The sequence below is a fragment of the Humitalea rosea genome, from assembly GCF_003253705.1.
In the GTDB taxonomy this organism is placed as follows: domain Bacteria; phylum Pseudomonadota; class Alphaproteobacteria; order Acetobacterales; family Acetobacteraceae; genus Humitalea; species Humitalea rosea.
Genome location: NZ_QKYU01000014.1, coordinates 79,602 through 104,820, shown reverse-complemented (window position 1 = coordinate 104,820; position 25,219 = coordinate 79,602). Strand labels below are relative to the sequence as shown.

Here is a 25,219-nt window from a genome sequence, read left to right as displayed (position 1 = left end):
TGGGCGGCGGGGGCCGTGGATCAGTCGGCGGCGAGGGCCATGCGCGAGCGGTTGAGGATGCTCATGACATGGTCTTCGGCCGCATTGGCGACCTGCACGGTCTGCTCCGGCGTATAGACATGTCCGGCCCCGGCCATCACGCGGTAGTCGATCTTCACGCCCTTCTGGGTGTTCAGCTTGTCCACGAGCTTCTTCACCGAAGGCTCTGGCACCAGCTCGTCATCCGCGCCATGCAGGATCAGCCCGCTGCACGGGCAGGGGGCGAGGAAGCCGAAGTCGTAGTGGCTGGCGGGGGCGGAGATGGAGACGAAGCCGCCCATTTCCGGCCGCCGCATCAGCAACTGCATCCCGACATAGGCACCGAAGGAATAGCCCGCGACCCAGAGCATGGAGGCGCCCGGGTTCACCGCCTGCAGGAAGTCCAGCGCCGATGCCGCGTCGGAGATCTCGCCGATGCCGCCATCATAGCGACCCTGGCTCCGCCCGACGCCCCGAAAATTGAAGCGCAGCGTGGAGAAGCCCATCGCCTTGTAGCGCTCGAACAGCGCGTGGGTGACACGGTTGTTCATGGTGCCGCCATGCAGCGGGTGGGGGTGCAGCACCAGCGCGACGGGCGCGCCCGGCTTACCCGCATGGTGGTAGCGGCCCTCGAGCCGCCCATCGGGGCCGGCGAACATAACTTCAGGCATCGTTCTTCGCATCCGCTTGGGGTGCCGGCGTGGGGCCGCCGGCATCCATTCGGGAAACCAGGCCAGCGCACGCAGCGGACCGACGGCGATAGGGGAGGTCTCGGGGGCTGTCGTTGACGGCCCCGCCGAGGAACAATACCCTGTCGATGGAGACGCGACGCATCTCCCGTCATGTACCGGTCGTTCGTGGCTTCCCCGGGAAAGGTTCCCGTTTCCCAGGGTTGGACGGATATACAGATGCGGGACGACGAATCCTACCAGAATCACTGCGCCTGCAATGAAGTTGCATGGCTGGCAAGCCCTTAGCGCATAGGCCCATGCCGGCGTGGCTGCAGTGATCCGGAGCCATGCGGTGAGCGACGACCTCTACCTGGATGCGAATGCCACAGAACCGTTGCGGCCGGAGGCACGCGCGGCCGTGCTCGTGGCGCTCGATCTGCGCGGCAACCCTTCCTCGGTCCATGCCGATGGGCGAGCGGCGCGGCGGGTGCTGGAGACGGCCCGGAGCCAGATCGCCAATGCCTTTGGCGCCCGCGCCCAGGATGTCGTGCTGACCGCGGGCGGCACCGAAGCGAATGCCGCCGCCATCCACGCGCTCGCGCCCGGCCGGGCGGTGTTGGTGGGGGCGACCGAGCATCCCGCCGTCCTGGCCGCCACCCCCGGTGCCACCCCCATCCCCGTATTGGCCGACGGCAGGCTGGATCTGGCGGCGCTCGATACGTTGCTCACCTGTTCTGACTTGGCGCTGGTTTGTGTCATGGCGGCCAATAATGAGACCGGGGTGCTGCACCCCCTGTCCGAGATCGCCGCCCTATGCCGCCGCCACGGCGCCTTGTTGCATATCGACGCGGTCCAGGCAGCGGGGCGCATGGCGTTGGATTTCGCAGGCCTGGGCGCCGATACCATGGCGCTCTCGGGCCATAAGCTCGGCGGGCCCAAGGGCGCCGGGGCGCTGCTGCTCCGGCCCGGTCTGACCCTGGCACCGCTGCTGGCAGGTGGCGGGCAGGAGCGCGGCCGGCGTGGGGGGACGGAGGCGCTGCCCGCGATCGCCGGCATGGGGGCCGCCGCCGCCGCCGCCCGGCCGCAGGACGCCGCCCGCCTCGGCCGCCTGCGCGATGCCATCGAGGCCGGCGCGGGCCTCTCGGTCGCGGGGCAGGGGGCGCCGCGCCTGCCCAATACCACCAGCCTGATCTTCCCCCGGATGCCGGCCGAGACGCTGGTCATCGCGTTGGACCTTGAGGGCGTGCGGGTCTCGGCCGGCTCCGCCTGTTCCTCTGGCAAGGTCACGCGCAGCCATGTGCTCACCGCCATGGGCCTCGGTGAGGCAGCGGGCCACGCGATCCGCGTCAGCCTGCCCTGGGATGCGCCGGAGGATGTGGCGCCCCGCTTCCTCGCCGCCCTGGCCCGCGTCGGCGCAAGGCTGGCCCCCGTTGCCGGTCCTTCAACCGGGGGCTGATCCGCGCCACATTGGGCGCATGTCCGCGACAGCCAACCGCCCGATCTACCTCGACAACCACGCGACCACGCCGCTGGACCCACGGGTCCTCGCGGCGATGCGGCCCTGGTGGGAGGAGAATTTCGCCAATCCCCACAGCATCGAGCACGCCATGGGCCGTGCCGCCGAGGAAGCGATCGAGACCGCCCGCGCGGAGATCGCCGCCTTGATCGGGGCCGAGGCGCGGGAGATCGTGCTGACCTCCGGCGCCACCGAGGCCAACAACATCGCCATCAAGGGCGCGGCCCGCTTCGCCGCCGGCCAGGGCAGCGAGCGCCGGCGGATCATCACCGTCGCGACCGAGCATAAATGCGTGCTGGAAAGCGTCCGCGACCTTGCCGCGGAGGGGTTCGAGCCGGTCATCCTGCCGGTCGGCGCGGATGGGCTGCTGGACCCGGAGGCGCTGCGCGAGGCGCTGGCGGTGCCGACGCTGCTGGTCAGCGTGATGGCCGTGAACAATGAGATCGGCGTCACCCAGGATCTGGCGACCCTCGCGGCCCTGGCGCGGGAGGCGGGGGCGCTGTTCCACACCGATGCGGCCCAGGCCTCGGGGCGCATTCCGCTGGATGTGGGCATCGGCATCGATCTGCTCTCGCTCTCCGGCCACAAGCTGTATGGGCCGAAGGGGATTGGGGCGCTGTACGTCCGCCGCCGCCCGCGCGTCCGGCTGGCGCCGCTGTTCTCCGGTGGTGGGCAGGAGCGGGGGCTGCGCTCGGGCACGCTGCCCGCGCCGCTGGTCGTCGGCTTTGGCACCGCCGCGCGGATCGCCGCCGCCGAGGGCCGGCTCGACGCGGGCCGGATCGCCGGGCAGCGGGACCGATTCCTGCAAAAGCTCCGCGTCCTTGTGCCTGACCTTGTCGTGAACGGCCATGCCGCGCAGCGGGTCTCGGGCAATCTCAACGTGACATTTCCGGGCGATACCTCGGCCCAGGCCATCATGGCGGCGGCCCCGGGGGTCTGTGTCTCCACCGGCTCGGCCTGTTCCTCGGCCGCGATCGAGCCCTCCTACGTCCTGCGCGCCATCGGCCTGCCTGAAGACGCCGCACGGAAAACCTTGCGGATCGGGTTCGGGCGTTTTACCTCGCCGGCCGATGCGGATCGCGCGGCGGCTATGCTTGGCGCCGCCTGGATCGCGACCACCACCCCCCACGCAGCCCCACTAGTGTCCGCGGAGTGATCATGCCGAAGATGACGTTCATTGAGCGCGATGGAACGCGGCGGGAGGTCGAGGCCCCCCTCGGCCTTTCGGTGCTGGAGATCGCGCATCGGCATGGTGTGGATATCGAGGGTGCGTGCGAGGGCTCTTTGGCCTGTTCGACCTGCCATGTGATCGTGGACAGCCCCTGGTTCCCCCGCCTGGTCAAGCCGACCGAGGATGAGGAGGATATGCTGGACCTGGCCTTCGACCTTCAGGAAACCAGCCGCCTGGGCTGCCAGCTTATCATGACCGAGGCGCTGGACGGGTTGGTCGTGAAGCTGCCGGCGGGCACGCGGAACGCCGGCTGATGGACTATGGGACCGAGGGCGGGCTGTTCCGGCGCCTGCGCGCCGCCGCCCCGGCCTGGGAGGCCTATTGCTGGCACCCCTTCGTTCAGGGACTGGCGGATGGCACCCTGCCGCTGCCCGCCTTCCAGCATTATCTGGTGCAGGATTATTTGTTCCTGATCCAGTTCGCCCGCGCCAAGGCGCTCGGCGTGTTCAAGGCCGAGAGCCTGGGCGCGATGCGCGACAAGGCCGCCGCCGTGCTGGCGATCCTGGACGAGACCAAGCTGCATCTGAAGTATTGCGCCGAATGGGGCCTGGACGAGGCCGCCGTCGTGGCGACGCCCGAGGCCGCGCAGACCGTCTGCTACACCCGCTGGGTGCTGGATCGCGGCATGGCCGGAGATATCCTGGACCTGGAAGTGGCGCTGGCCCCCTGCACCATCGGCTATGGCGAGATCGCCCTGAAGATCGAGGCGCATCCCTCCCGGTCGCGGGCCAACAACCCCTATGAGTCCTGGATCGCGATGTATGCGGGCGAAGGCTACCAGTCCCTGGCCCGCGCCGCCGCGGCGCGGCTGGACAGCCTGGGCGTGAGCCATGGCGGCGATGCGCGCTTCCCCGCCCTCGCGCGTGGGTTTGCCGAGGCGGCACGGCTGGAGACGGATTTCTGGCAGATGGGGCTGGACGCAAGCTGATGCGCATTCTGGTCGCCATGTCCGGGGGCGTGGACAGCAGCGTCGTCGCGGCGATGCTGCATGAGGCGGGGCACGAGGTCGTGGGTGCGACCTTGCAGCTCTATGACCACGGCGCGGCCACGGCCAAGAAGGGCGCCTGCTGCGCCGGCCAGGACATCCATGACGCCCGCATGGTCGCCGACACCATCGGCATCCCGCATTACGTGCTCGACCGCGAGGCCCGGTTCCGCGAGGCGGTGATCGCCGATTTCGCCGACAGCTACGCCCGCGGCGAAACCCCGATCCCCTGCGTCCGCTGCAACCAGTCCGTGAAGTTCCAGGATCTGGCCGGGCTCGCCCGCGACCTCGGCTGCGAGGCGCTGGCCACCGGCCACTACGCCCGCCGCGTGGAAGGGCCCGACGGCGCCGAACTGCACATGGCCGCCGATGTGGCGCGCGACCAGTCTTATTTCCTGTTCGCCACCACCCAGGCGCAGCTCGATCAGGTGCGGTTTCCGCTCGGCGACATGCCCGACAAGACCGCCGTCCGTGCCATGGCCGAGCGCCTGGGTCTGGCCGTGGCCCAAAAGCCGGACAGCCAGGACATCTGCTTCGTGCCGGAGGGGCGCTACAGCGACCTGGTCGCCAAGCTGCGGCCGGATGCGGCAGAGCCGGGGGAGATCGTGCATGCCGATGGCCGGGTGCTCGGCACCCATGCCGGCATCGCGCGCTACACCGTGGGGCAGTCCCGCGGCCTCGGCATGGCCTCCAGGGACGGGCAGGAGCGCCTGTTTGTGACCGGTGTGGAGTCCACCACCCGCCGCATCATCGTCGCCCCCCGTGCGGCCACCACGACCGATGAGGTGATGGCCGGCGAGGTGAACTGGCTGATCGCGCCGCCCGTCGGGGCGTTCGCCTGTTTTGCCAAGCTTCGCGCCCGGGAACTGCCCCAGCCCGCCATTGCGTCCTGGGATCCGGAGCTGGGTCTGCTGCGGCTGGTGCCGGGCAACCCGGCGGTCGCGGCCCCCGGGCAGGCCATGGTTTTGTATGATGCCGAGGGGCGCTTGCTCTGTGGCGGGTTCATCAAGGGACGCGCGCGCGTTGACACGACGCGAGTGGCGGCCTAAGCGCGGCAACCAAGTTTCCCGTCCGGTTCCGACCGGGCCGGTGTGGCGGTGTAGCTCAGCTGGTTAGAGCACGGCACTCATAATGCCGGGGTCGGCGGTTCAAGTCCGCCCGCCGCTACCAAGTTTCCTCAGATAAATCAGTGTTTTGGCGTGCGATCCGCCGCTTGCGGACGATCCCGACACGGATGCGGCTGGCCTTGGCGACACGCTCCCCGGCGTAGCCGCTGTCGGTAAGGCAGAGTTCGACGAAGGCCCAGCGACGGCGTGAGGCACGCAGCAAAGGCGGTGCGCCATCGCGGTCCTGGATCGACGCCGGATGGGCGTGCAGCACCAGGCCGCGCCCATCGGCATCCACCATCGCGTGACGCTTGGCGACGTCTGCCCGACAACTCTTCGCCACAACCAAGCCTGCGGATATTCAGCCCTGGGCTATCGAGCCCCATCGAATTCGAAACAGGGCCGATGGTCGAGACCCATTGATCCATACCCGCAAACGGTCCACTGAACCGGGACAACGTTAGCCCTTCGCACAAACAACCAGAAATGGGGCGCGCTCATTGCGAAGCGAAACCTCGCTGTTCTGGGGCAAAGCCCGGCCGGAGGCCGATGGCCTACCAGCCATGCACCCGCTGGTCGCCCATGCCCTTGATGTCGCCGCGGTTGCGATGCTGCTGCCCAGGTCATCGCATTTCACGCTCGCCGGCCAGACCCTCGGGTTCCTGACCGCGGTTCATGACATCGGGAAATTCTCGCGAGTGTTTCAGGGCATGGCGCCCGCCGCTTGGCCCGCAGCCGCACTTGGCCCGCTGCCGCCCAATGGAGTGCCCTCCGGCCCGAAGCACGACGTGCTGGGGTTGCAGATGCTGCGGACGACGCTCGGGTCCACGTTGGACGACGTTCTTCCGCCTCGCATCGCGGGACGCTACGCCTGGGATGATGGCAGCCGCGGGCCGCTTTTGCGTGCCCTTGCCGGCCACCATGGCCGCCCACCGGCCGACCCGCTGACTACGCCAGGGTCCTCCGAAATTTGCACCGGCTGTCTGGATGCCGCGGTGGATTTCATCGATGCCATGCGGCGGCTCTTCTCGCCGCCCGCACTCCCACGGCCTGGTTCCGACCACGACATCGCTCGGCTGGGCTGGCAACTTGCGGGGGTGGTGACGCTGGCCGACTGGATCGGCTCGCGACAGGCGTGGTTCCCGTATGTGGCGCCGGCGGCCGTAGCGGACCCCGCGGCCTATTGGTGGGACCATGCGCTGCCACAAGCGGCCTCCGCCTTGGCGGCCGCGGGCATGGCCTCCGCACGGCCCTCGCGCTTCACCGGCATGGGGCGGCTGTTCCCGGCGATCCAGGTGCCCTCGCCCATCCAGGCCTGGGCCGAAACCGTCACTCTTCCGGCAGGCCCGGTGATGGCGGTGATCGAGGACCTTACCGGCAGTGGCAAGACCGAAGCCGCCGTCATCCTGGCGCATCGGCTGCTCGCCGAAGGCCGCGCCACCGGCCTGTTCCTGGCGCTGCCGACGATGGCCACGGCGAATGCGATGTTCGGGCGCCTGGGTCAGGCCTATCGCGGCCTCTTCGCCGCAGAGGCCCACCCCTCTCTCGTCCTGGCCCATGCGCGTGCCACGCTGGATCCGCGCTTCATAAACAGCATTCCCGCCGAAGCCCCTCCAGCGCGCAACAGCCCCGCCGATCCGGCCGATGAACCGGCCGAGGCGCATTGCGCCGCCTGGCTGGCTGAGGACCGCCGTCGCGCCCTGCTCGCCCAGGTCGGCGTCGGCACGTTGGACCAGGCTTTGCTGGCGGTGCTGCCGGTGCGCCACGCGGCCCTTCGCTTGCAGGGCTTGGCCGGCAAGGTGTTGGTCGTCGATGAGGTGCATGCCTTCGATGCCTATATGCGGCGCGAGATACTCACCTTGCTGGAGTTCCACGCCGCACTCGGCGGCTCCGTCATCCTGCTCTCGGCGACCTTGCCGAAGCATGTCCGGCAGCAGTTGGTGACGGCCTTCCGCAAGGGGCTGCAGGCCAGGGCGTTGCCGCTCGCGCAGACCGCCTATCCGCTGGCGACTCTGGTTGGGGCGGATGGTGTGGTGGAGCAGCCATGCGACGTTCGCGCGGGGCTGGCGCGGCGTGTCGTCGTCTCTCGCCTGCCCGATGCGGCAGCGGCGCTGGAGCGCGTCCTGATGGCGGCCAAAGCGGGGGCAGCGGTGGCCTGGGTGCGGAACACCGTCGATGACGCGATTGCGGCCGCGGCTGCTGTGCGCGCGCAGGGCGTGACGCCGCTGCTGTTCCATGCACGTTTCGCCATGGCCGACCGGCTGGACATCGAGGCGGAGGTACTGCGCCGCTTCGGCCGCGGCAGCGACGGTGCCACCCGGGCCGGCGTGCTGATCGCGACGCAGGTGATCGAGCAAAGCCTGGATCTGGACTTCGATCTTCTGGTGACGGATCTGGCGCCAGCCGATCTTTTGATCCAGCGCGCTGGACGCTTGTGGCGTCACGCACGGGGGGCGCGGCCGATCTCCGGGCCGGAATTGCTGATCATCTCGCCAGAACCGGTTGACGAGCCTGCGGCGGATTGGATCAAGGCAACGCAGCCGGGAACCGCTGCCGTCTATCGCGATCCGGCCCTGCTTTGGCGCAGCGCACGGGCAGTGTTCGGCCGTGGCGCCATCACGACGCCGCAGGACATGCGCCCGCTGATCGAAACCGCTTTCGACACGCAGGCGCCTGGCGCGATCCCGGCAGCCCTTGCCGATGCCGCTGGCCAAGCGTTGGGCAAGGCGCAGGCGGCCACGGGCATCGCCCGGCAGAACCTGCTGGTCTTCACCGAATGCTACGATCGCAACGCCGGGCTGTGGGAGCCGGAAACCCAGACGCCGACGCGGCTGGAGGACCGCCCGCAGGTCACGCTGCGGCTGGCGCTGCTGCGTGATGGCGCGGTGGTGCCCTATGCCGCCGACGCCGATCCCGCCAGGGCCTGGGCGCTGTCGGAGGTTTTGGTCGCGCGGCACCGGATCGCGGCCTGCCCGGTGCCTGCCGGCCTGGAAGCGGCGGTGGAGGCGGCGAAGGCAGGCTGGGGACGGTGGGAGCGGGAGTCCGAGCGCGTGGTGCTGGCGGTGATGACGGCGAGCCGCGACGCCTATATGATTGAGGGACGCACGGAATCGGGCACTGCGGTCCGAATATTCTATCAGGAATCCGTTGGTTTGAGTTTGTGCGTGCCTGCCTCGGCGGGATGAACCGGTCCACCGTTGTGGTGTTGCAAGGTTCTTCTTTCGGTTCCCCGCTTCGCGGGGATTAAGGTCCAACGTGGAGGTGTGGCAAGAGAATCTCGTTGACCGGGAACTTTCGATAATGCTACGGAAGTTGGGCCGACGGGGGGGAATCCCGTCGGCCCCTGTAACGGCCGTCACTTTAGAGGAGGAGATTCCGCGTGCAGCTAGCGCGACGCTCAAGACGTTGATCGGGAGATCGCCTCCTGCTCACGCATCTCCCAGGTAACCAAACGGCACCTGGGAGATGATTACGCTGACGCCAGTTTCGTGTCGAGTTGCGAGGTCGCCCAATTTGTTCAACCTCATCACCTTCCCCTGGCTTCCCATTCGGCGCGCCAGCGGTCTGCGAAGCACCATCCGCCCCGCCCAGATCACCGAAACCACAGATCCGATCGTTGCGCTCGACTGGCCTCGCGCCGATTTCCGCGTTGCCAGTCTCGAATTCCTCATCGGCCTGCTCGCCACCGCCTGCCCGCCCGAAGGCCATGGAGCTTGGCGCGAGGGGTGGGAGGCGCCGCCCGATCCCGATGCGCTGGACGCCGCCTTCGCGCCCCTGGCCCATGCCTTCAACCTGGACGGGCAGGGCCCTCGCTTCCTGCAGGATCTTGAGGATCTGGTCTCGGATGCGGAGCCCATCGAACGCCTGCTGATCGAGGCGCCCGGCGCCAGCACGCAACGGCAGAACACCGATCTTCTGGTCCATCGCGGACGGATCGCGACGCTCGGCCGGCCGGCCGCGGCCATGGCCCTCTTTACCTTCCAGAGCTGGGCGCCTGCCGGTGGCGCCGGCAATCGCACCGGCTTGCGCGGCGGCGGGCCGATGACCACGCTGGTCCGCCCTGGCGACCGCCCGAGCCTGTGGCAGCAGATTTGGGCCAATGTGCCGCGTGGCGAAATCCCCGGCCCCGAGGATCTGCCCCGCATCCTGCCTTGGCTGGCGTCCAGCGTGACCTCCGAAGGCGCGCGTGTGGTCACGCCGGAGACGGCGCATCCGCTGCAAGCATGGTGGGGGATGCCGCGCCGCATCCGGCTGGATTTCTCCGAGGGCTCTGCCACCGAGCCCTGCGGCCTGACCGGTGCGGCCGATGCGGTGCAGGTGCGGTCCTGGCGGCAGCGGCCGCGCGGCGCGAATTATGCTGGCTGGGGCCGGGTGCATCCGCTGACGCCACATTACGCGCTGAAGGCGGCCGCGGAATACCTGCCGCTGCATCCACAGCCGGGGGGTGTCGGCTATCGCCACTGGCTGGGCCTGGTGGTGGCGACCCCGGATGGGCTGCGACTGCCGGCCAAGGCCATCGCCAGCTGGCGCGACACGCGCGAGATCGACGCCGGAGGCGGCCGCGCCCGCCTGCTCGCCGCTGGCTACGACATGGACAATATGAAGGCCCGCGCCTTTGTCGAAAGCGAGATGCCGCTGCCCGCCGCCCCCGACAAGGCCGCGCGGGAGGCGATGGACGCGCTGGCGGCAAGGCTCGTGGTGTCCGCCAACCAGATCGCCGGGCTGCTGCGCTCCGCCATCCGCTTTGCCTTGTTCAGCGCCGGGGCCACGGTGAAGCTGGAGGCCGAGCTGCTCTCGACCCCGCGCGAAAGGCTCTGGGAGCAGACCGAGCCGCTGTTCTTCGCCCTCCTCCAGACCCCGCCCGATGCCGCGCCGCTGAACTGGCTCACGCAGCTTCGCCGGATCGCGCTCGCCTTGTTCGATGAGGCTGCGCCGATGACGCCCGAAAACGGCGGCGCCGCACCGCGTATCAGCCGCGCCCGGCGGAACCTGGTCTTCGCGCTGCTGGGCTATGGCAAGGAAGGCGCGGCGCTGTTCCAGACCCTCGGGCTGCCGGCCGTCGAGGCCAAACCGAAGACCGCAAAGGGCAAGAGCGCATGATCCGCACGCCACAGGGCGTCATCGGCTGGTGGCGGGGGCTGGTGCCGGACCAGAGCCGGCCCAACCCCTCCGAGCGCGCCGGCGATCGCGCCGCCCTGGCCCGGCTGCGACGCTGCGCCAGCCTGGCCGAGGCGATGCAGGAACCCGCCACCATCGCCTTGTTCCGCCAATGCGGCGCCACGGATGAGAAGGACCTTGTCGCCATCGCGCTCGCCGCCGCCGTGCTCGCCCATGTCCGGCGCGACCGGCCGGGCGAACGGCTGGCCCGCCAGATCGGCCCGGACAGCCCCGACAAGCCAGAGACCGCGACGCTGAAGCCCTTGCGTTTCCGCCGCCTGCTCGAAGCCAGCGAGCCCGAGGAATGCCTGATCGTGTTCCGCCGACTGGTCGCCCTGGCCGGAGGCGAGGCGAATGTCGCCGATCTCTCCCGTGCCCTGTTCGATTGGCCCGACCTGCATCGCGGCCCCGAGACCAAGCGCCGCTGGATCTTCACCTATTGGAACGCCGAGCCGGCGCCACCCGCCACGCCCGCCAAGGACACCGCCGCATGAGCCGCTTCCTGCAACTGCACCTGCTGACCTTCTTCCCGCCGGCCAATATGAACCGCGACGACACCGGCCGCCCGAAGACCGCCATCGTCGGCGGCGCGCCACGGCTGCGGCTGTCCTCCCAGGCGCTGAAACGGGCCTGGCGCACCTCGCCAATCTTCGCCACTGCCTTGGCCGGCCATATGGGTCAGCGCACCCAGCGCATGGGGGAGGTGGTGCGCGACCACCTGCTCGCCGGCGGCATGGTGGCGGAGGCGGCCATCGCGGCGGCGCGCGACATCGCCGGCGTCTTCGGCAAGATCAAGGACGCCAAGGACAAGGAGCCGACGCGGATCGAACAGCTTGCCTTCATCGCGCCGGAGGAACGCACCGCGGCCCTCGCCTTGGCCGACCGCCTCCTTGCCGGAGAGAAGCTGGATGCCAAGGCGGCGGGGCTGTTGCGGACCGCCGATACCGCGGCCGACATCGCGCTGTTCGGCCGGATGCTGGCCGCCGACCCCGATTACAACCGCGAGGCGGCGGCGCAGGTGGCCCATGCCATCACCACCCATCGCGTGACGGTGGAGGATGACTACTACACCGCCGTCGATGACCTGAAGACCTCGGCCGAGGATGCTGGGGCGGGCTTCTTGGGCGAGGCTGCCTTCGGCTCGGGCGTCTTCTACCTCTACCTCTGCGTGGATCGGGCGCTGCTGCTGAAAAACCTCGGCGGCGATGCGGCCCTGGCGGCGACCGCAGTCGGAGCACTGGTGGAGGCCGCGGCAACGGCCGCACCTCGCGGCAAGCAGAACAGCTTTGCCGCCCATGGCCGGGCTGAATATCTGCTGGCCGAGCGGGGCGACCAGCAGCCGCGGACCCTGGCTGGCGCCTTCGCGCGCCCGGTCACTGGGGAGGATCTGATGGCGCAGTCGATTACCGCGCTGACCAAATTCCGCTGTGCCCTCAAAGACGCCTATGGCCCCGGCAGCGACGACGATCGGATCATGCATGTCGGCGCCAAGGGCAGCCTCGCCGATGTCATCGCCTTCTGCCGCGACTGACCCGGCATGGCTGACTATCTGACCTTCGCTCTGGTCGCGCCGATCGCCTCCTTCGGGGCGATCGCGGTGGGCGAGAGGCGCTCCGGCTGGGACCGCCCGGCCCGCTCCGCCGTGCTCGGGCTGATCGGCGCCTGCCTTGGCTTGGAGCGGGAGGATGATGCCGCCCAGGCCGCGCTCGCGACCGGCTATGGGCTGGCGCTGCTGTGCCACGCGCCAGGGCGGCTGCTGGCCGATTACCACACGGCGCAGATGCCTTCGGCCGCGCGGGGCCGGCGCTTCGCCACCCGTGCCGAGGAGCTGGCACAGCCCGGGTTGAACACCGTGCTCTCGCGTCGCGACTATCGCAGTGGGGCGTGGCATCTCGGCGCTTTGTGGCCCCGTGACCCCGCACCGCGCTGGTCATTGGCCGAGATCGCCGAGGCGATGCGCTGCCCGGGTTTCGTCACCTATCTCGGGCGCAAATCCTGCCCGCTGGGGCTGCCCCTGGCGCCGGAGCTGATCGCGGCGGCGGATGCGCCCGCAGCGCTGGTGCAGCGCCATGAGGCTGGCCCGGAAGCCAGGCTGCGCGCGCTTGACGGTTGGCTGCGCGACCTGCCTGCGGAGCGGCTCACAGCGCCGGTGGTGACGCTGGATGCGAGCGACGCCGACGCCATTCCGGCCGATGACAGCCGCCGGCGCTGGATCGAGCTGCGCCGTGACCAGCCGCGATCCCGCCGGTGCTGGCAGTTCGACCTTCGTGAGGAGCTGGTGCTGCAGCTCGCCGCGCCATGACCGGCCTGTTCCTCTCTCGCGCCAGGCTGCGACGTGAGGCACCGGTTGCCGCTTTGGCCCGGCTGCTGGTGCCCGAGGAGACCGGCCCGCAGGCCGCGGCCGCCCACCAGCTGGTCTGGGCGCTGTTTTCCGATGGCGCCGACCGGCGGCGCGACTTTCTGTGGCGCCAGGACCGGCCGGGACAGTTTCTGGCGCTCTCCTCGCGGCCCCCCAATCCACTGAACGACATCTTCGACCTGGAGACCAAGCCCTTTGCGCCCAATCTTGGGGTGGGGGATCGGCTGGGTTTCGTGCTGCACGCCAATCCGGTGATCGCGCGGCAGACGGCGCCCGGCAAACGCGGACAGCGCCATGATGTGGTGATGGACGCGCTGCGGCAGCATCCGCCGGGCGAGGCCCGGGCGGCGGCGCGGCACGATGTGATGCTTGCGGCCGGCCGTGCCTGGCTCGCCCGCCAAGGCGCCGCGCATGGCTTTGCCCTGCTAGGCGATGTCGCTGTGGATGGCTACGAGACCATCCGGATCACGAGGCCGGGTACGGCCGCGCTGCGCTTCGGCGTGCTCGACTTCGAGGGCATCCTGACCGTGACCGACCCGGCGGCCTTCCTGGCGGCCCTCGGCGCCGGCTTGGGGCGTGCGCGGGCCTTCGGCTGCGGACTCATGCTCATCCGCCGGGTGCCATGACGCTGCCGGGGCTGCCGCCGCCCCGGCCGATCCCGATCCGCGAACGCGCCGCGATCGTCTTCGTCGAGAAAGGGCGGCTGGATGTGATCGATGGCGCCTTTGTGCTGGTCGATGAGGCGGGGGTGCGCGTCCATATCCCCATCGGCGGCCTGACCTGCGTGATGCTGGAGCCGGGCACCCGCGTGAGCCATGCAGCGGTCGCCCTGGCCGCACGGGCGGGGACCTTGCTGATCTGGGTGGGGGAGGCGGGGGTGCGGCTTTACGCCGCGGGCCAGCCGGGCGGTGCGCGCGCGGACCGGCTGCTGTTGCAGGCGCGTTTGGCTTTGGATGACGAGGCGCGTCTGCGCGTGGTTCGCAAGATGTATGCGCTTCGCTTCCAGGAGGATGCGCCGCTGCGGCGATCGGTGGACCAGTTGCGCGGGATTGAAGGCGCGCGGGTGAAGGAGACCTATCGGCTGCTGGCACAGCGCCATGGCGCCACATGGAATGGCCGGGACTACGACCCGCATGAATGGTCTTCGGCCGATGTGGTGAACCGCTGCCTTTCGGCCGCGACGGCCGCGCTCTACGGCATTGCCGAGGCGGCTGTGCTGGCGGCGGGCTACGCGCCGGCGATCGGATTTCTCCATACGGGGAAGCCGCAGAGCTTCGTCTATGACATCGCCGATATCCTGAAGTTCGAGACCGTGGTGCCCGAGGCCTTCCGCGTGGCGGCTGCGGTGCAGCTTGGCCGGCCCCTCGACGGCCGCCCCGTCACCGATCCGGTGGCCGAGGTGCGCCGAAGGTGCCGCGACGCCTTCCGCCGCACGAATATCCTGGCCCGGCTTATCCCCCTGATCGAGGAGGTGCTGACGGCCGGTGGCCTGCCGATGCCGGGGGCGCCGCCCGAGGCCATGCCCGTTGCGATCGATGGGCCGGAGGAGATGGGCGATGCTGGTCATCGTGGTTGAGAACGCGCCGCCCAGGTTGCGTGGCCGATTGGCCGTCTGGCTGCTGGAGGTGCGGGCGGGAGTCTATATCGGCGACTACGGGCGACGGGTCCGGGAGATGATCTGGGGCGAGGTTTGCGGATACATTGAGGACGGCAATGCCGTGCTGGCCTGGTCGGCCCCGAATGAGGTGGGCTTCCACTTCGATACCTGTGGCAAGAACAGGCGCGTTCCGATCGACCTGGATGGCTTGCGGCTGGTGAGTTTCACGGCCGACGCAGCGCTGCCATCGGAGGCTGGTCCCGCCTCGGTGCCTTCACGTGGACGAGGCCGCGGGCGAGGCTAACGCGGCGCGATTTCGGTGAGTTGTTTGACATGGGGATAGGCTTTGTAAATCAATAGGCTCTGGTCAGAGCGTTCCCCGCACACGCGGGGATGAACCGTCCATACGGCTCTGCGTCGTGCATGATGCCGAGCGTTCCCCGCACACGCGGGGATGAACCGGTGGAGGAGGAGGCTCACGGTAGCACGATGCCGCGTTCCCCGCACACGCGGGGATGAACCGATGGCGGGGGTTGCTGAGCGCGGCAGACCAACGCGTTCCCCGCACACGCGGGGATGAACCGCTGTTGCGCAGGGTGCGCTGCGCGGCCGGCCAGCGTTCCCCGCACACGCGGGGATGAACCGCCCGCTGTCCATCCGATAGGGGGTCGCGGTGAGCGTTCCCCGCACACGCGGGGATGAACCGGGGGCCGGAGCTCCCAATCCCGTCTTCATCCAGCGTTCCCCGCACACGCGGGGATGAACCGTAGAGGGAGGGGATCATAGCATGCGCGCCTTCGCGTTCCCCGCACACGCGGGGATGAACCGAGCGCGTCGGCGGTGGCGGAGCACGCGCTGGTGCGTTCCCCGCACACGCGGGGATGAACCGAGGGCATGCTGGCCGGGATCAGCATCGCAATGGCGTTCCCCGCACACGCGGGGATGAACCGGGCTACACCGCGACCGCCGATGTCTGGCGCACGCGTTCCCCGCACACGCGGGGATGAACCGCCACTGCTGTTGACGGTGGAGGTGCTGCCGGAGCGTTCCCCGCACACGCGGGGATGAACCGCAGGTCAGGGCGACGAAGCGCATCTTCTTCGCGCGTTCCCCGCACACGCGGGGATGAACCGCCCGGGCTGGTGGTTGGGCTGCAACTCAACACGCGTTCCCCGCACACGCGGGGATGAACCGCAGCGCCGCAATCTGATCGATGGGCAGGTCATGCGTTCCCCGCACACGCGGGGATGAACCGGTGATGATCTGGCCGGACGTGCTCACGCAGAGGCGTTCCCCGCACACGCGGGGATGAACCGATTTCCTTCTTCGTGTCGGGGTCCAGGGTCGTGCGTTCCCCGCACACGCGGGGATGAACCGGCGTCCTTCAGCATCGAGCGCGCGAAGGAGACGCGTTCCCCGCACACGCGGGGATGAACCGGACTGGGGCGCGGCGCAGCGCACCCTGCGCAAGCGTTCCCCGCACACGCGGGGATGAACCGTCTCAGCGTTCGCCGTCTTGTGGTCGGTGAAAGCGTTCCCCGCACACGCGGGGATGAACCGGAATACCCTTGGCCGCTCATGCAGCCGGGAGAGCGTTCCCCGCACACGCGGGGATGAACCGCCGATCGGATGGGCCGAGGAAATGGGCCAGATGCGTTCCCCGCACACGCGGGGATGAACCGGTATATGGCTCGTGGGAAAAAGCTGGAAGGATGCGTTCCCCGCACACGCGGGGATGAACCCATTTGTGCAGAGTTCGGCCGTAGGCCGGGGACGCGTTCCCCGCACACGCGGGGATGAACCGCCGTTTCACATCAGGTCCGTTGTGCATAGATGGCGTTCCCCGCACACGCGGGGATGAACCGGCAGAGCGGCAGCAGCGGCAGGGCATGGCGCCGCGTTCCCCGCACACGCGGGGATGAACCGGCTGGAGATCGGCTATGGGTGCGGGAGGCGTGGCGTTCCCCGCACACGCGGGGATGAACCGCGAAATTCACGAACTGGTCCCCGTAGACCAGCGCGTTCCCCGCACACGCGGGGATGAACCGGCACAAACTGCCGCCGACGCGCTCCGTGCTGCGCGTTCCCCGCACACGCGGGGATGAACCGATCCAGAATACCCCCGCCGTCCGGGCGCGGGTGCGTTCCCCGCACACGCGGGGATGAACCGGTCTATTTGGGCAAGCAGGTCGGCAATGGCTCGCGTTCCCCGCACACGCGGGGATGAACCGGTTAAAAAACGTGGTTTCGGGAGTGCGCTCGTGCGTTCCCCGCACACGCGGGGATGAACCGAGGCGGCGAATGCCAGAGCCCTAAATAATGCCGCGTTCCCCGCACACGCGGGGATGAACCGTGCAGGTTCCTCTAATTCCGCAGGCGCTCAGGGCGTTCCCCGCACACGCGGGGATGAACCGTCCCCGGCCTGCGGCCGGAACAGATGCACAAGGCGTTCCCCGCACACGCGGGGATGAACCGCAGGTCGGCAATGCATCGCAGATGCTCACGGAGCGTTCCCCGCACACGCGGGGATGAACCGAGGGCGGATGCTGTCCCGCCGATCAACCAGACGCGTTCCCCGCACACGCGGGGATGAACCCACTGCGCCAGTCATTGGTCGAGGCCGTAATGCGCGTTCCCCGCACACGCGGGGATGAACCGGTTTGCCTGCTTGGGACGGAGTTCCCAGGGTTGCGTTCCCCGCACACGCGGGGATGAACCGACCGCCTGCTGGCCCTCGGCATTACCTACGACGCGTTCCCCGCACACGCGGGGATGAACCGGCCCGATTATAGGGGCCGCAGGCGGTGGGTATGCGTTCCCCGCACACGCGGGGATGAACCGGCGCCAAACCGAAACACTGAGCGCCCCAACAAGCGTTCCCCGCACACGCGGGGATGAACCTTGACGATCGACGACACCTCCCCGAGCGTCACGGCGTTCCCCGCACACGCGGGGATGAACCGGCCGAGAGGTTGCCCGGCCGCGGCGCGGGGGGGCGTTCCCCGCACACGCGGGGATGAACCGGTTGGATCCTATCCCGACGCCGACCAGGCGATGCGTTCCCCGCACACGCGGGGATGAACCGGTCGAGGCGCCATGGGCGCGGATCGCGGGTGAGCGTTCCCCGCACACGCGGGGATGAACCGCACAGCCGCTCCACATCCCCGCCGTGCCGCGCGCGTTCCCCGCACACGCGGGGATGAACCGCCCCAACGGTCGCTGGTGACGAAGCCAACGTCGCGTTCCCCGCACACGCGGGGATGAACCGTCATCGGGATGCCGAGGCCGGCGAGAGCGCCTGCGTTCCTCGCACACGCGGGGATGAACCGGTGGTGGTTGTGTTGCAGCGGCTCGGGCTGCCGCGTTCCCCGCACACGCGGGGATGAACCGGTCCGCATCAGCATGGAGGAATGGCGGTGAGCGCGTTCCCCGCACACGCGGGGATGAACCACGGCGCTGATCTGCGGGCAGAGGTATGGGGTCGCGTTCCCCGCACACGCGGGGATGAACCGGGGTTTGCGCCCGTAGAGGCATCCCTTACCAAGCGTTCCCCGCACACGCGGGGATGAACCGCCGCCGGACAGATTCCAGCGTGGGAACTCCCCGCGTTCCCCGCACACGCGGGGATGAACCGAAGAGATCGCCTGGTCGGGCCATAACGGGCGCGCGTTCCCCGCACACGCGGGGATGAACCGCTGCCGATGAGATTTTCGACCGGCATCTGACGGCGTTCCCCGCACACGCGGGGATGAACCGCATTCGATGAGGCGGGGGAGGTTAGGCCGGGCGCGTTCCCCGCACACGCGGGGATGAACCGCTCTCGAATCCCTTCACCATCTCGATCAGCGCGCGTTCCCCGCACACGCGGGGATGAACCGGTTGCCGCTCCTTCGTTCATCGGTTCGCCCTGGCGTTCCCCGCACACGCGGGGATGAACCGGCAGACTACCCAACATCGGGCACTCGTGGGGTGCGTTCCCCGCACACGCGGGGATGAACCAGCGTAGAGGGAAACCTGATCCGCCCCTTCGGGGCGTTCCCCGCACACGCGGGGATGAACCGTAGGAATCGTCGTAGCCGCGCACGCGCACTTCGCGTTCCCCGCACACGCGGGGATGAACCGACCAACTGGCGCTGCGTCAGTGGGCGATCGAGGCGTTCCCCGCACACGCGGGGATGAACCGACCCAAAACTTGCGGCAGAAGAAGTCGCCGCCGCGTTCCCCGCACACGCGGGGATGCACCGGTGCACCGGGATGCATGCCCTCCGCCGACTCTGCGTTCCCCGCACACGCGGGGATGAACCGCACCCCGCCAGCCGAAGGGCCGCACGCACTTCGCGTTCCCCGCACACGCGGGGATGAACCGTCATCGCGATCTCATTTACGGTCGAGCAGAGTGCGTTCCCCGCACACGCGGGGATGAACCGGAGAAGGGTGAAGCCCAGGCCCGCGCCGCCACGCGTTCCCCGCACACGCGGGGATGAACCGTTTTTCGTTTCCTCCCCAGCCGTATCGCGGTGGCGTTCCCCGCACACGCGGGGATGAACCGGCCCGGAGCATCCCCACGGCATAGGCTTGCGCGCGTTCCCCGCACACGCGGGGATGAACCGAAAAATCCCAGGTCCGGCTAGGAACCTGGGAAGCGTTCCCCGCACACGCGGGGATGAACCGGTGGGGTGCGATGCGACGAAGCCGGGGTTAGCGCGTTCCCCGCACACGCGGGGATGAACCGCTGCAGATCAACGGCTCGATCAGCAGCACCACGCGTTCCCCGCACACGCGGGGATGAACCGGCCGTCCTTTGCAGGTAAAGGAACCGCGCCGCGCGTTCCCCGCACACGCGGGGATGAACCGCGTCTGGCGCAGGAACGGGCCATGCGGGAGCTGCGTTCCCCGCACACGCGGGGATGAACCGGCACCGGCGCGGCTGAACTTCGGGCGCCCCTTGCGTTCCCCGCACACGCGGGGATGAACCTACAGCTCCGGCCGCCGCGTCGCGGTGCATGAAGCGTTCCCCGCACACGCGGGGATGAACCGCCGAGTGCCGCAATCGCCCACACAAACGCCGTGCGTTCCCCGCACACGCGGGGATGAACCGGCCCTGGCTGATCCGACCGTCCGCGCCATCGTGCGTTCCCCGCACACGCGGGGATGAACCGACGCAGATCGCATCGCCCTTGCCCAGGAACACGCGTTCCCCGCACACGCGGGGATGAACCGGGCCAGCCTGGAGGCATCGCGGCCGATCGCCTGCGTTCCCCGCACACGCGGGGATGAACCGGTGATGCTCTGCAGGTCGGCCATCGCTCAGGCGCGTTCCCCGCACACGCGGGGATGAACCGGACAGATCGACCTTCAACGGTGGAGCTTGCTCGCGTTCCCCGCACACGCGGGGATGAACCGATGCTCGGAACCGATACCTACGAGCGCGTGACGCGTTCCCCGCACACGCGGGGATTAACCGGGATATCCGTGACATTCGACCTGCTGAGCTTGGCGTTCCCCGCACACGCGGGGATGAACCGTTGGATGCCGAGAACGGCCGCCTCTACTCTGTGCGTTCCCCGCACACGCGGGGATGAACCGGAGATGGCCGAGGGCCGCGCCTACGAGCCGCGGCGTTCCCCGCACACGCGGGGATGAACCGGTCTCCGTCTCTACGGCCGGCGCCGGCCGCGCGCGTTCCCCGCACACGCGGGGATGAACCGGAACTTGGGTATGACCTTCCTCATCCATATCCGCGTTCCCCGCACACGCGGGGATGAACCGGATTTCCAGCGCCTGGTCTCCATTAGCGCGGTGCGTTCCCCGCACACGCGGGGATGAACCGGCGCTGCCTTGGGTGCCGGTCTGGCCCACCGCGCGTTCCCCGCACACGCGGGGATGAACCGGATTGTAGCAGCCATCTCCGCCGCCCACCCCGGCGTTCCCCGATCGTGTCCCATCGCGTGGTGTAGGAGCGATGATCCTCGGCGGGTTGGGCCGCCGCGTCAGGCTGGCACGGCGGACAGGCTGACGGGGGCAGTGTTGCTGACGGAGCCGATGGTTTCCAGGGTCATGTAGCGGGCGCGCTGGGTGGCCCATTCGTCGGATTGCTCGAGCAGGATGGCCCCGACGAGGCGGAGCACGGCGGCCTCGTTGGGGAATATGCCGACGACATTCGTTCGGCGCTTGATTTCCCCGTTCAGCCGCTCGATCGGGTTTGTGCTGTGCAACTTGGCCCGATGTGCGGCGGGGAAGTGCATATAGGCCAGCACGTCCTCCTCGGCGGTGTCCATCAGGGCTGCGAGCTTGGGCACCTTGGGGCGGAGCTGGTCGGCGACGGTGCGCCACTGGGCGTGGGCCGCGGCGGCGTCCCCTTCGGCATAGGCGGTTCCGATCCAGGCGGAGACGATGCGGCGCTGGGTCTTGCCGGCATGGGCGAGCGCGTTGCGGGCGAAGTGGACGCGGCAGCGCTGCCAGGTGGCCCGCAGCACCTTGGTCACGGCCGCCTTCAGCCCCTCATGGGCGTCGGAGATGACGAGCTTCACGCCCGCCAGGCCGCGGCGCTTGAGGGTGCGGAGGAAATCGAGCCAGAAGGGTTCGGCCTCCGAACTGCCGAGGGCCATGCCGAGCACCTCGCGCCGCCCGTCGGCATTCACACCCACCGCAATGGTGACCGCGACAGGGACGATGCGGCCTGCCTCGCGGACCTTCACGTAGGTCGCGTCGAGCCAGAGATAGGGCCAATCGCCCTCGATGGGGCGGGTCAGGAAGTCGCGCACACGATCGTCGATCTCGGCGCAGAGGCGCGAGACCTGGCTGCGGCTGATGCCCTCCATGCCCATGGCGCGGACCAGGTCGTCCACCGAGCGGGTGGAGATGCCCTGGACGTAGGCCTCCTGGATCACCGCCGTCAGCGCCTTCTCAGCTGTCCGGCGCGGCTCCAGGAAGGCCGGGAAGTAGGAGCCGCGGCGAAGCCTGGGGATCCGCAGTTCAACAGTGCCGGCCCGGGTCTGCCAGTCGCGGTCCCGGTAGCCGTTGCGCTGCAGCAGCCTCTCCGGGCTGCGCTCGCCATGGGCGGCGCCGGTCACCTCGCCCACCTCCAACTCCATCAGGCGCTGGGCGGCAAATCCGATCATCTCGCGCAGGAAGGTGGCGTCGGAGCCCTTTTCCAGGAGGTCCCGCAGGGCGATCTTGTCGTCGGTCATCGTGGTCGATCCAAGGCTTGGGGTTGCAGGTCTCAGCAACCCAACCCTACCGAAGATCACCGCGGTGGCCGCCCGGGGGCGCTCCGCTCCGCTCAGCCAGGGGCTTCGCTACGCGCCCCAGGCTCTGGACCTCCTACACCACCACCGGGGACACGACCCGTTCCCCGCACACGCGGGGATGAACCGGCGCTCGGCTGGTTCCCGCTAGCTGCCAGGGTGCGTTCCCCGCACACGCGGGGATGAACCGGCGTTCCGCGCCGGGGCGCGTGCCGAACGCGCGCGTTCCCCGCACACGCGGGGATGAACCGTGGAGCCGTGGCCCGGCATCACGTCGCGACGTGCATTCCCCCCGCACGCGGGGATGAACCGACGCCAACCGCTCCAAACCGATGCGCTACACCGCGTTCTCCCAGGCGCTCAGGCAGTGTCCGCCTCAGCCGCCTGTCGAGCCGAGACGGAGCTGGGGCGGCACCGAGGCGGACGACCGCCCCTCGCCCTCAGGCCTCAGCCAGGACCGTGCCGCGCGCGGTCAGCACATAGCCACGATGCTCGGCGAAATGCTCGGAGACCGGCCAGCGCTCATGGAACTTCAGCCAAAGGCGCAGCATGTGGCGCTGCTGGCTGCGCTCCGGACCATCGGCGAATTCGGTGCGCGAATGCAGCACGGTGTAGTTGTTGCAGAATTCCATGTCGCCGGGCCGCAGCATGAAATCCAACCGCAGATCCTCCCGCTGCGTCTGGGCATCGAGGAAGTCGAGCGCCTCCGTCTCCATCGCCGTCAACGGCACGCCGCGCTTCACCGCGCCGGCATTGATCTGGTTGCGCAGGTAACGGCAGCTCACGATCCCGTCCGTCTGGCCGAAGACCGGCACCGGCGCCTCGGACACGCCCTTGCCGCCCAGCGCCTCCTCCCGCCGGATGTAGTAGAAGCCGTTGTAGAGCAGGCCGAGATACTCGGGATGCTCGGCCAGGATGGCATTGTGCACGGAGACGGAGCTGACCAGGCTGCTTAGCCCACCCGACAGGCCCTGCCGCAGGCACATCAGCCCCAGGAAGTCGCAGCTGTCGGTATGGTAGGGCAGATAGGCGCTGGTTTCGTAGCCGCGGACGTCCAGGCCGCCATACTTGCGCCCCTGGTCGAAGACATGGCCAAGCAGATCACCCTTGGGATTCTGCCCCAGCGGTTCGCCGAGGTAGAGGCCGAGGCCCCAATAGATCATCCCGACCTCCTCATCCGAGTAGTTGGAGATGTCGAGGCCGCGCAGGATGGTGAAGCCCAGGCCATCGCGAAGCTGGTGCGCGATGGCGCGCAGCTTTTCGCGCAGCCCGTCGAGCGGGAAGGTCGCCTCCTGCCAATGCAACATCGGTGTCCCGGTCCGCACGGCATGGGCCAGGGCGATGGCGATTTCGCGCTGCTCGGCGGGGGTCAGCTCCAGCAGCCAGGGACCATCCTGGCCCAGCTCGGCGCCGCGCCAGGCCCGGGGGCCCGTGACCGGCTGTGTAAGGACCATGCTCATGGACGTCTCCTCTTGTTGGGGGTGTCAGCGGCGTTTGGGATCGAGCGCGTCCCGCAACCCGTCGCCGAAGATGTTCAGTGCGATGACCAGCACGAAGATCATCGCGCCTGGGGCAATCGCCATCCAGGGCGCGGCCGCCATATGCCGTTGCGCCGCATTGAGCATGCTGCCCCAGGATGGCGCCGGGGGCTGCTGGCCCAGCCCGAGGAAGGACAGCGACGCCTCCGCGATGATCGCCGCGGCGGCCATGACGCTCGCCTGGACCAGCAGGGGGGGGAGCATATTGGGCAGGATGTGGCGAAAGGCGATGCGCAGGTGAGAACTGCCGATGACCCGCGCGGCTTCGACGTAATCCTCAGCCCTGATGCTCATCGCCGCGGCGCGTGCGAGACGCACGAACACCGGCAGCGAGGCGATACCGATGGCCAGCATCGCATTCTTCAGATCAGGACCGAGGAAAGCCGCAAGCGTGATCGCGACGATCAGGAAGGGGATCGCGAGCATGGCATCGGTGACGCGCATCACGACCATGTCGAGCACGCCGCCGGCATAGCCGCTGATGACGCCGAGCGGCACGCTGAACAGGAGGGCGACAACCACAGGAATGGCGCCGGCGAGCAACGAGCTGCGCGCGCCCCAGATCATGCGGGACAGCACGTCGCGCCCCACCTCGTCCGTGCCAAGCCAATGCGCGGCGGATGGTGCCTTGCGCACCAGCATGAAGCTTGCCTTGGTCGGGTCATAGGGCGCGATGAGGGGCGCGAGCAGCGCCATCGCGATGAAGCACAGGACGATGGCGCCGGCGACCAGGCTGACGCGGCGCCGCGCAAGGCGGCGCAGCACCCGGCGCAGCCGGCTTTCCGGCCGCACGAAGACGGGGGTCTGTGTCACGCTGGCCATGGTTCAGCCCCGCAGCCGAGGATTGATGACGAAGTAGAGGACATCGGCCGTCAGGCTGACGAGGATGAACAGCACCGCCGAGACCAGCACCAACCCCTGCACGACCGCGTAGTCGCGATACAGCACCCCATCGACCAGCAGCTTGCCGAAGCCGGGGATGGAGAAGATCTGTTCGGTCAGGACGGCGCCGGCCAGCAGATGGCCGAATTCGATCGCACCCAGCGTGACGACCGGCACCAGCGCGTTGCGCAGCGCGTGCCGTAGCACCACCCGCCGCTCGCTCAGCCCCTTGGCGCGGGCGGTGCGCACGTAATCCGCGCCGAGCGACTGCAACATCGCGCTGCGCGTATGGCGCATCAGCACACCGGCGATGCCGGTCCCGAGCACGATCGAAGGCAGAACAAAGCCCATCGCGCTCCGCCGTGGATCCTCCCAGAACGGCACGTAGCCGGAGGAGGGGAACCATTGCAGGTTCACCGAAAAAGCCAGGACGAGAAGGATCCCCAACCAGAAATGCGGGATGGAGATGCTGGTAAGGGATACGGCGCTCGTCGCCGTGTCGAGCCAAGTGCCATGACGGGACGCCGCGAGGACGCCGAGGGGAATGCCGACCACCACGGCAATGATCATCGACGCGAAGGCAAGCTGGAGCGTGATGACGAGCTTGCCCAGCAGCAATTCGGTCACACCCATGCTGTTGCGAAGGGAGATGCCGAGATCGCCGACAAGGGCGCTGCCGAGCCAGCGGAAATATTGGAGGTGGATCGGCAGGTCCAACCCGTATTTGTGCCGGATCTCCTCAAGTCCTTGCAGGTCGATCTCGTCCCCGCCCATCGCCAGGGCAGGGTCCCCCGGCAGCAGGCGCTGCAGGAGGAACACGAGCACGCTCAGGATCAGTACCGTGGGCACCGCGAGCGCCAGGCGCTGACCGAAGAAAATCAGAAAGCGCATGGACGGGTCTCCTCGTTGATC

Annotated in this window: 18 protein-coding genes, 1 tRNA gene, 1 pseudogene and 1 CRISPR repeat array; of the genes and pseudogenes, 14 read left to right on the top strand and 6 right to left on the bottom strand. The window is 69.0% G+C overall.

Features of this window, described 5'->3' with window-relative positions:
* Positions 1-20 precede the first annotated feature (20 nt).
* Positions 21-689: an alpha/beta hydrolase gene (locus tag C8P66_RS13370; protein WP_111398771.1), complete on the bottom strand. Its 669-nt coding sequence runs from the start codon at positions 687-689 to the stop codon at positions 21-23.
* 352 nt (positions 690-1,041) lie between these two features.
* Here C8P66_RS13370 and C8P66_RS13365 point away from each other — a divergent pair, with 352 nt between their 5' ends.
* The 6 genes from C8P66_RS13365 (at position 1,042) to C8P66_RS13340 (ending at position 5,591) form a co-directional block, all read left to right on the top strand.
* Positions 1,042-2,145: a cysteine desulfurase family protein gene (locus C8P66_RS13365; protein ID WP_111398815.1), complete on the top strand. Its 1,104-nt coding sequence runs from the start codon at positions 1,042-1,044 to the stop codon at positions 2,143-2,145.
* Between the two features lie 19 nt (positions 2,146-2,164).
* Positions 2,165-3,361 (top strand): cysteine desulfurase family protein, encoded by a 1,197-nt coding sequence (locus tag C8P66_RS13360; protein ID WP_111398770.1) that lies wholly within the window; start codon positions 2,165-2,167, stop codon positions 3,359-3,361.
* Positions 3,362-3,363: 2 nt separating this feature from the next.
* On the top strand, positions 3,364-3,690 hold the full coding sequence (locus C8P66_RS13355) for a ferredoxin family 2Fe-2S iron-sulfur cluster binding protein (protein WP_111398769.1): 327 nt from the start codon (positions 3,364-3,366) through the stop codon (positions 3,688-3,690).
* On the top strand, positions 3,690-4,364 hold the full coding sequence (locus tag C8P66_RS13350; protein ID WP_111398768.1) for a TenA family protein: 675 nt from the start codon (positions 3,690-3,692) through the stop codon (positions 4,362-4,364). Before C8P66_RS13355 ends, C8P66_RS13350 begins: the two co-directional genes overlap by 1 nt.
* Positions 4,364-5,470 (top strand): tRNA 2-thiouridine(34) synthase MnmA, encoded by a 1,107-nt coding sequence (gene mnmA, locus C8P66_RS13345; protein WP_111398767.1) that lies wholly within the window; start codon positions 4,364-4,366, stop codon positions 5,468-5,470. The genes C8P66_RS13350 and mnmA overlap by 1 nt, the downstream gene beginning before the upstream one ends.
* Positions 5,471-5,514: 44 nt before the next feature.
* Positions 5,515-5,591: transfer RNA gene (locus C8P66_RS13340), tRNA-Met, on the top strand.
* 42 nt (positions 5,592-5,633) lie between these two features.
* Here the strand turns inward: C8P66_RS13340 and C8P66_RS13335 are convergent.
* Positions 5,634-5,840 (bottom strand): annotated as a pseudogene (locus C8P66_RS13335) (transposase); the annotation flags it as partial.
* Between the two features lie 187 nt (positions 5,841-6,027).
* On the opposite strand from C8P66_RS13335, the gene cas3 reads away from it, so the two are divergent.
* From cas3 to cas2e, 8 genes are all read left to right on the top strand, one after another.
* Positions 6,028-8,712, top strand: coding sequence for a CRISPR-associated helicase Cas3' (gene cas3, locus C8P66_RS13330; protein WP_281271349.1), 2,685 nt, complete (start codon positions 6,028-6,030; stop codon positions 8,710-8,712).
* A gap of 328 nt (positions 8,713-9,040) precedes the next feature.
* Positions 9,041-10,627, top strand: a complete 1,587-nt coding sequence (gene casA / locus C8P66_RS13325; RefSeq protein WP_111398765.1) for a type I-E CRISPR-associated protein Cse1/CasA — start codon at positions 9,041-9,043, stop codon at positions 10,625-10,627.
* Positions 10,624-11,178 (top strand): type I-E CRISPR-associated protein Cse2/CasB, encoded by a 555-nt coding sequence (gene casB, locus C8P66_RS13320; RefSeq protein ID WP_111398764.1) that lies wholly within the window; start codon positions 10,624-10,626, stop codon positions 11,176-11,178. The genes casA and casB overlap by 4 nt, the downstream gene beginning before the upstream one ends.
* On the top strand, positions 11,175-12,215 hold the full coding sequence (gene cas7e / locus C8P66_RS13315; RefSeq protein WP_111398763.1) for a type I-E CRISPR-associated protein Cas7/Cse4/CasC: 1,041 nt from the start codon (positions 11,175-11,177) through the stop codon (positions 12,213-12,215). Before casB ends, cas7e begins: the two co-directional genes overlap by 4 nt.
* Before the next feature lie 6 nt (positions 12,216-12,221).
* The gene (gene cas5e, locus C8P66_RS13310; protein ID WP_111398762.1) at positions 12,222-12,986 is read left to right on the top strand and encodes a type I-E CRISPR-associated protein Cas5/CasD; all 765 of its coding nucleotides are present in this window, start codon (positions 12,222-12,224) and stop codon (positions 12,984-12,986) included.
* Complete coding sequence (cas6e, locus tag C8P66_RS13305; RefSeq protein ID WP_111398761.1) at positions 12,983-13,669, top strand: type I-E CRISPR-associated protein Cas6/Cse3/CasE; 687 nt, start codon at positions 12,983-12,985, stop codon at positions 13,667-13,669. Before cas5e ends, cas6e begins: the two co-directional genes overlap by 4 nt.
* A complete protein-coding gene (gene cas1e, locus C8P66_RS13300) occupies positions 13,666-14,619 on the top strand; it encodes a type I-E CRISPR-associated endonuclease Cas1e (RefSeq protein ID WP_111398760.1) in 954 nt (317 codons plus the stop codon). Before cas6e ends, cas1e begins: the two co-directional genes overlap by 4 nt.
* A complete protein-coding gene (gene cas2e / locus C8P66_RS13295) occupies positions 14,600-14,944 on the top strand; it encodes a type I-E CRISPR-associated endoribonuclease Cas2e (protein WP_111398759.1) in 345 nt (114 codons plus the stop codon). The genes cas1e and cas2e overlap by 20 nt, the downstream gene beginning before the upstream one ends.
* A gap of 68 nt (positions 14,945-15,012) precedes the next feature.
* Positions 15,013-20,531: direct repeats of the CRISPR family, unit length 29 nt; unit sequence GCGTTCCCCGCACACGCGGGGATGAACCG.
* A gap of 99 nt (positions 20,532-20,630) precedes the next feature.
* On the opposite strand, the gene C8P66_RS13290 is transcribed toward cas2e, so the two are convergent.
* The 4 genes from C8P66_RS13290 to C8P66_RS13275 all read right to left on the bottom strand — a co-directional run bounded on the left by C8P66_RS13290 (position 20,631) and on the right by C8P66_RS13275 (position 25,198).
* The gene (locus C8P66_RS13290) at positions 20,631-21,830 is read right to left on the bottom strand and encodes an IS256 family transposase (protein ID WP_111398758.1); all 1,200 of its coding nucleotides are present in this window, start codon (positions 21,828-21,830) and stop codon (positions 20,631-20,633) included.
* A gap of 497 nt (positions 21,831-22,327) precedes the next feature.
* Positions 22,328-23,347, bottom strand: coding sequence for a TauD/TfdA family dioxygenase (locus tag C8P66_RS13285; RefSeq protein WP_111398757.1), 1,020 nt, complete (start codon positions 23,345-23,347; stop codon positions 22,328-22,330).
* A 24-nt stretch (positions 23,348-23,371) separates the two neighbouring features.
* A complete protein-coding gene (locus C8P66_RS13280; RefSeq protein ID WP_245903505.1) occupies positions 23,372-24,238 on the bottom strand; it encodes an ABC transporter permease in 867 nt (288 codons plus the stop codon).
* Between the two features lie 12 nt (positions 24,239-24,250).
* Positions 24,251-25,198: an ABC transporter permease gene (locus C8P66_RS13275; RefSeq protein ID WP_111398755.1), complete on the bottom strand. Its 948-nt coding sequence runs from the start codon at positions 25,196-25,198 to the stop codon at positions 24,251-24,253.
* Positions 25,199-25,219 lie beyond the last annotated feature (21 nt).

Coding starts and splice junctions, on each gene's coding strand:
- C8P66_RS13370 (WP_111398771.1), bottom strand. CDS start 689: ATGCCTGAAGTTATGTTCGCCGGCCCCGATGGGCGGCTCGAGGGCCGC.
- C8P66_RS13360 (WP_111398770.1), top strand. CDS start 2,165: ATGTCCGCGACAGCCAACCGCCCGATCTACCTCGACAACCACGCGACC.
- C8P66_RS13355 (WP_111398769.1), top strand. CDS start 3,364: ATGCCGAAGATGACGTTCATTGAGCGCGATGGAACGCGGCGGGAGGTC.
- C8P66_RS13350 (WP_111398768.1), top strand. CDS start 3,690: ATGGACTATGGGACCGAGGGCGGGCTGTTCCGGCGCCTGCGCGCCGCC.
- mnmA (WP_111398767.1), top strand. CDS start 4,364: ATGCGCATTCTGGTCGCCATGTCCGGGGGCGTGGACAGCAGCGTCGTC.
- casB (WP_111398764.1), top strand. CDS start 10,624: ATGATCCGCACGCCACAGGGCGTCATCGGCTGGTGGCGGGGGCTGGTG.
- cas7e (WP_111398763.1), top strand. CDS start 11,175: ATGAGCCGCTTCCTGCAACTGCACCTGCTGACCTTCTTCCCGCCGGCC.
- cas5e (WP_111398762.1), top strand. CDS start 12,222: ATGGCTGACTATCTGACCTTCGCTCTGGTCGCGCCGATCGCCTCCTTC.
- cas6e (WP_111398761.1), top strand. CDS start 12,983: ATGACCGGCCTGTTCCTCTCTCGCGCCAGGCTGCGACGTGAGGCACCG.
- cas1e (WP_111398760.1), top strand. CDS start 13,666: ATGACGCTGCCGGGGCTGCCGCCGCCCCGGCCGATCCCGATCCGCGAA.
- cas2e (WP_111398759.1), top strand. CDS start 14,600: ATGCTGGTCATCGTGGTTGAGAACGCGCCGCCCAGGTTGCGTGGCCGA.
- C8P66_RS13290 (WP_111398758.1), bottom strand. CDS start 21,830: ATGACCGACGACAAGATCGCCCTGCGGGACCTCCTGGAAAAGGGCTCC.
- C8P66_RS13285 (WP_111398757.1), bottom strand. CDS start 23,347: ATGAGCATGGTCCTTACACAGCCGGTCACGGGCCCCCGGGCCTGGCGC.
- C8P66_RS13275 (WP_111398755.1), bottom strand. CDS start 25,198: ATGCGCTTTCTGATTTTCTTCGGTCAGCGCCTGGCGCTCGCGGTGCCC.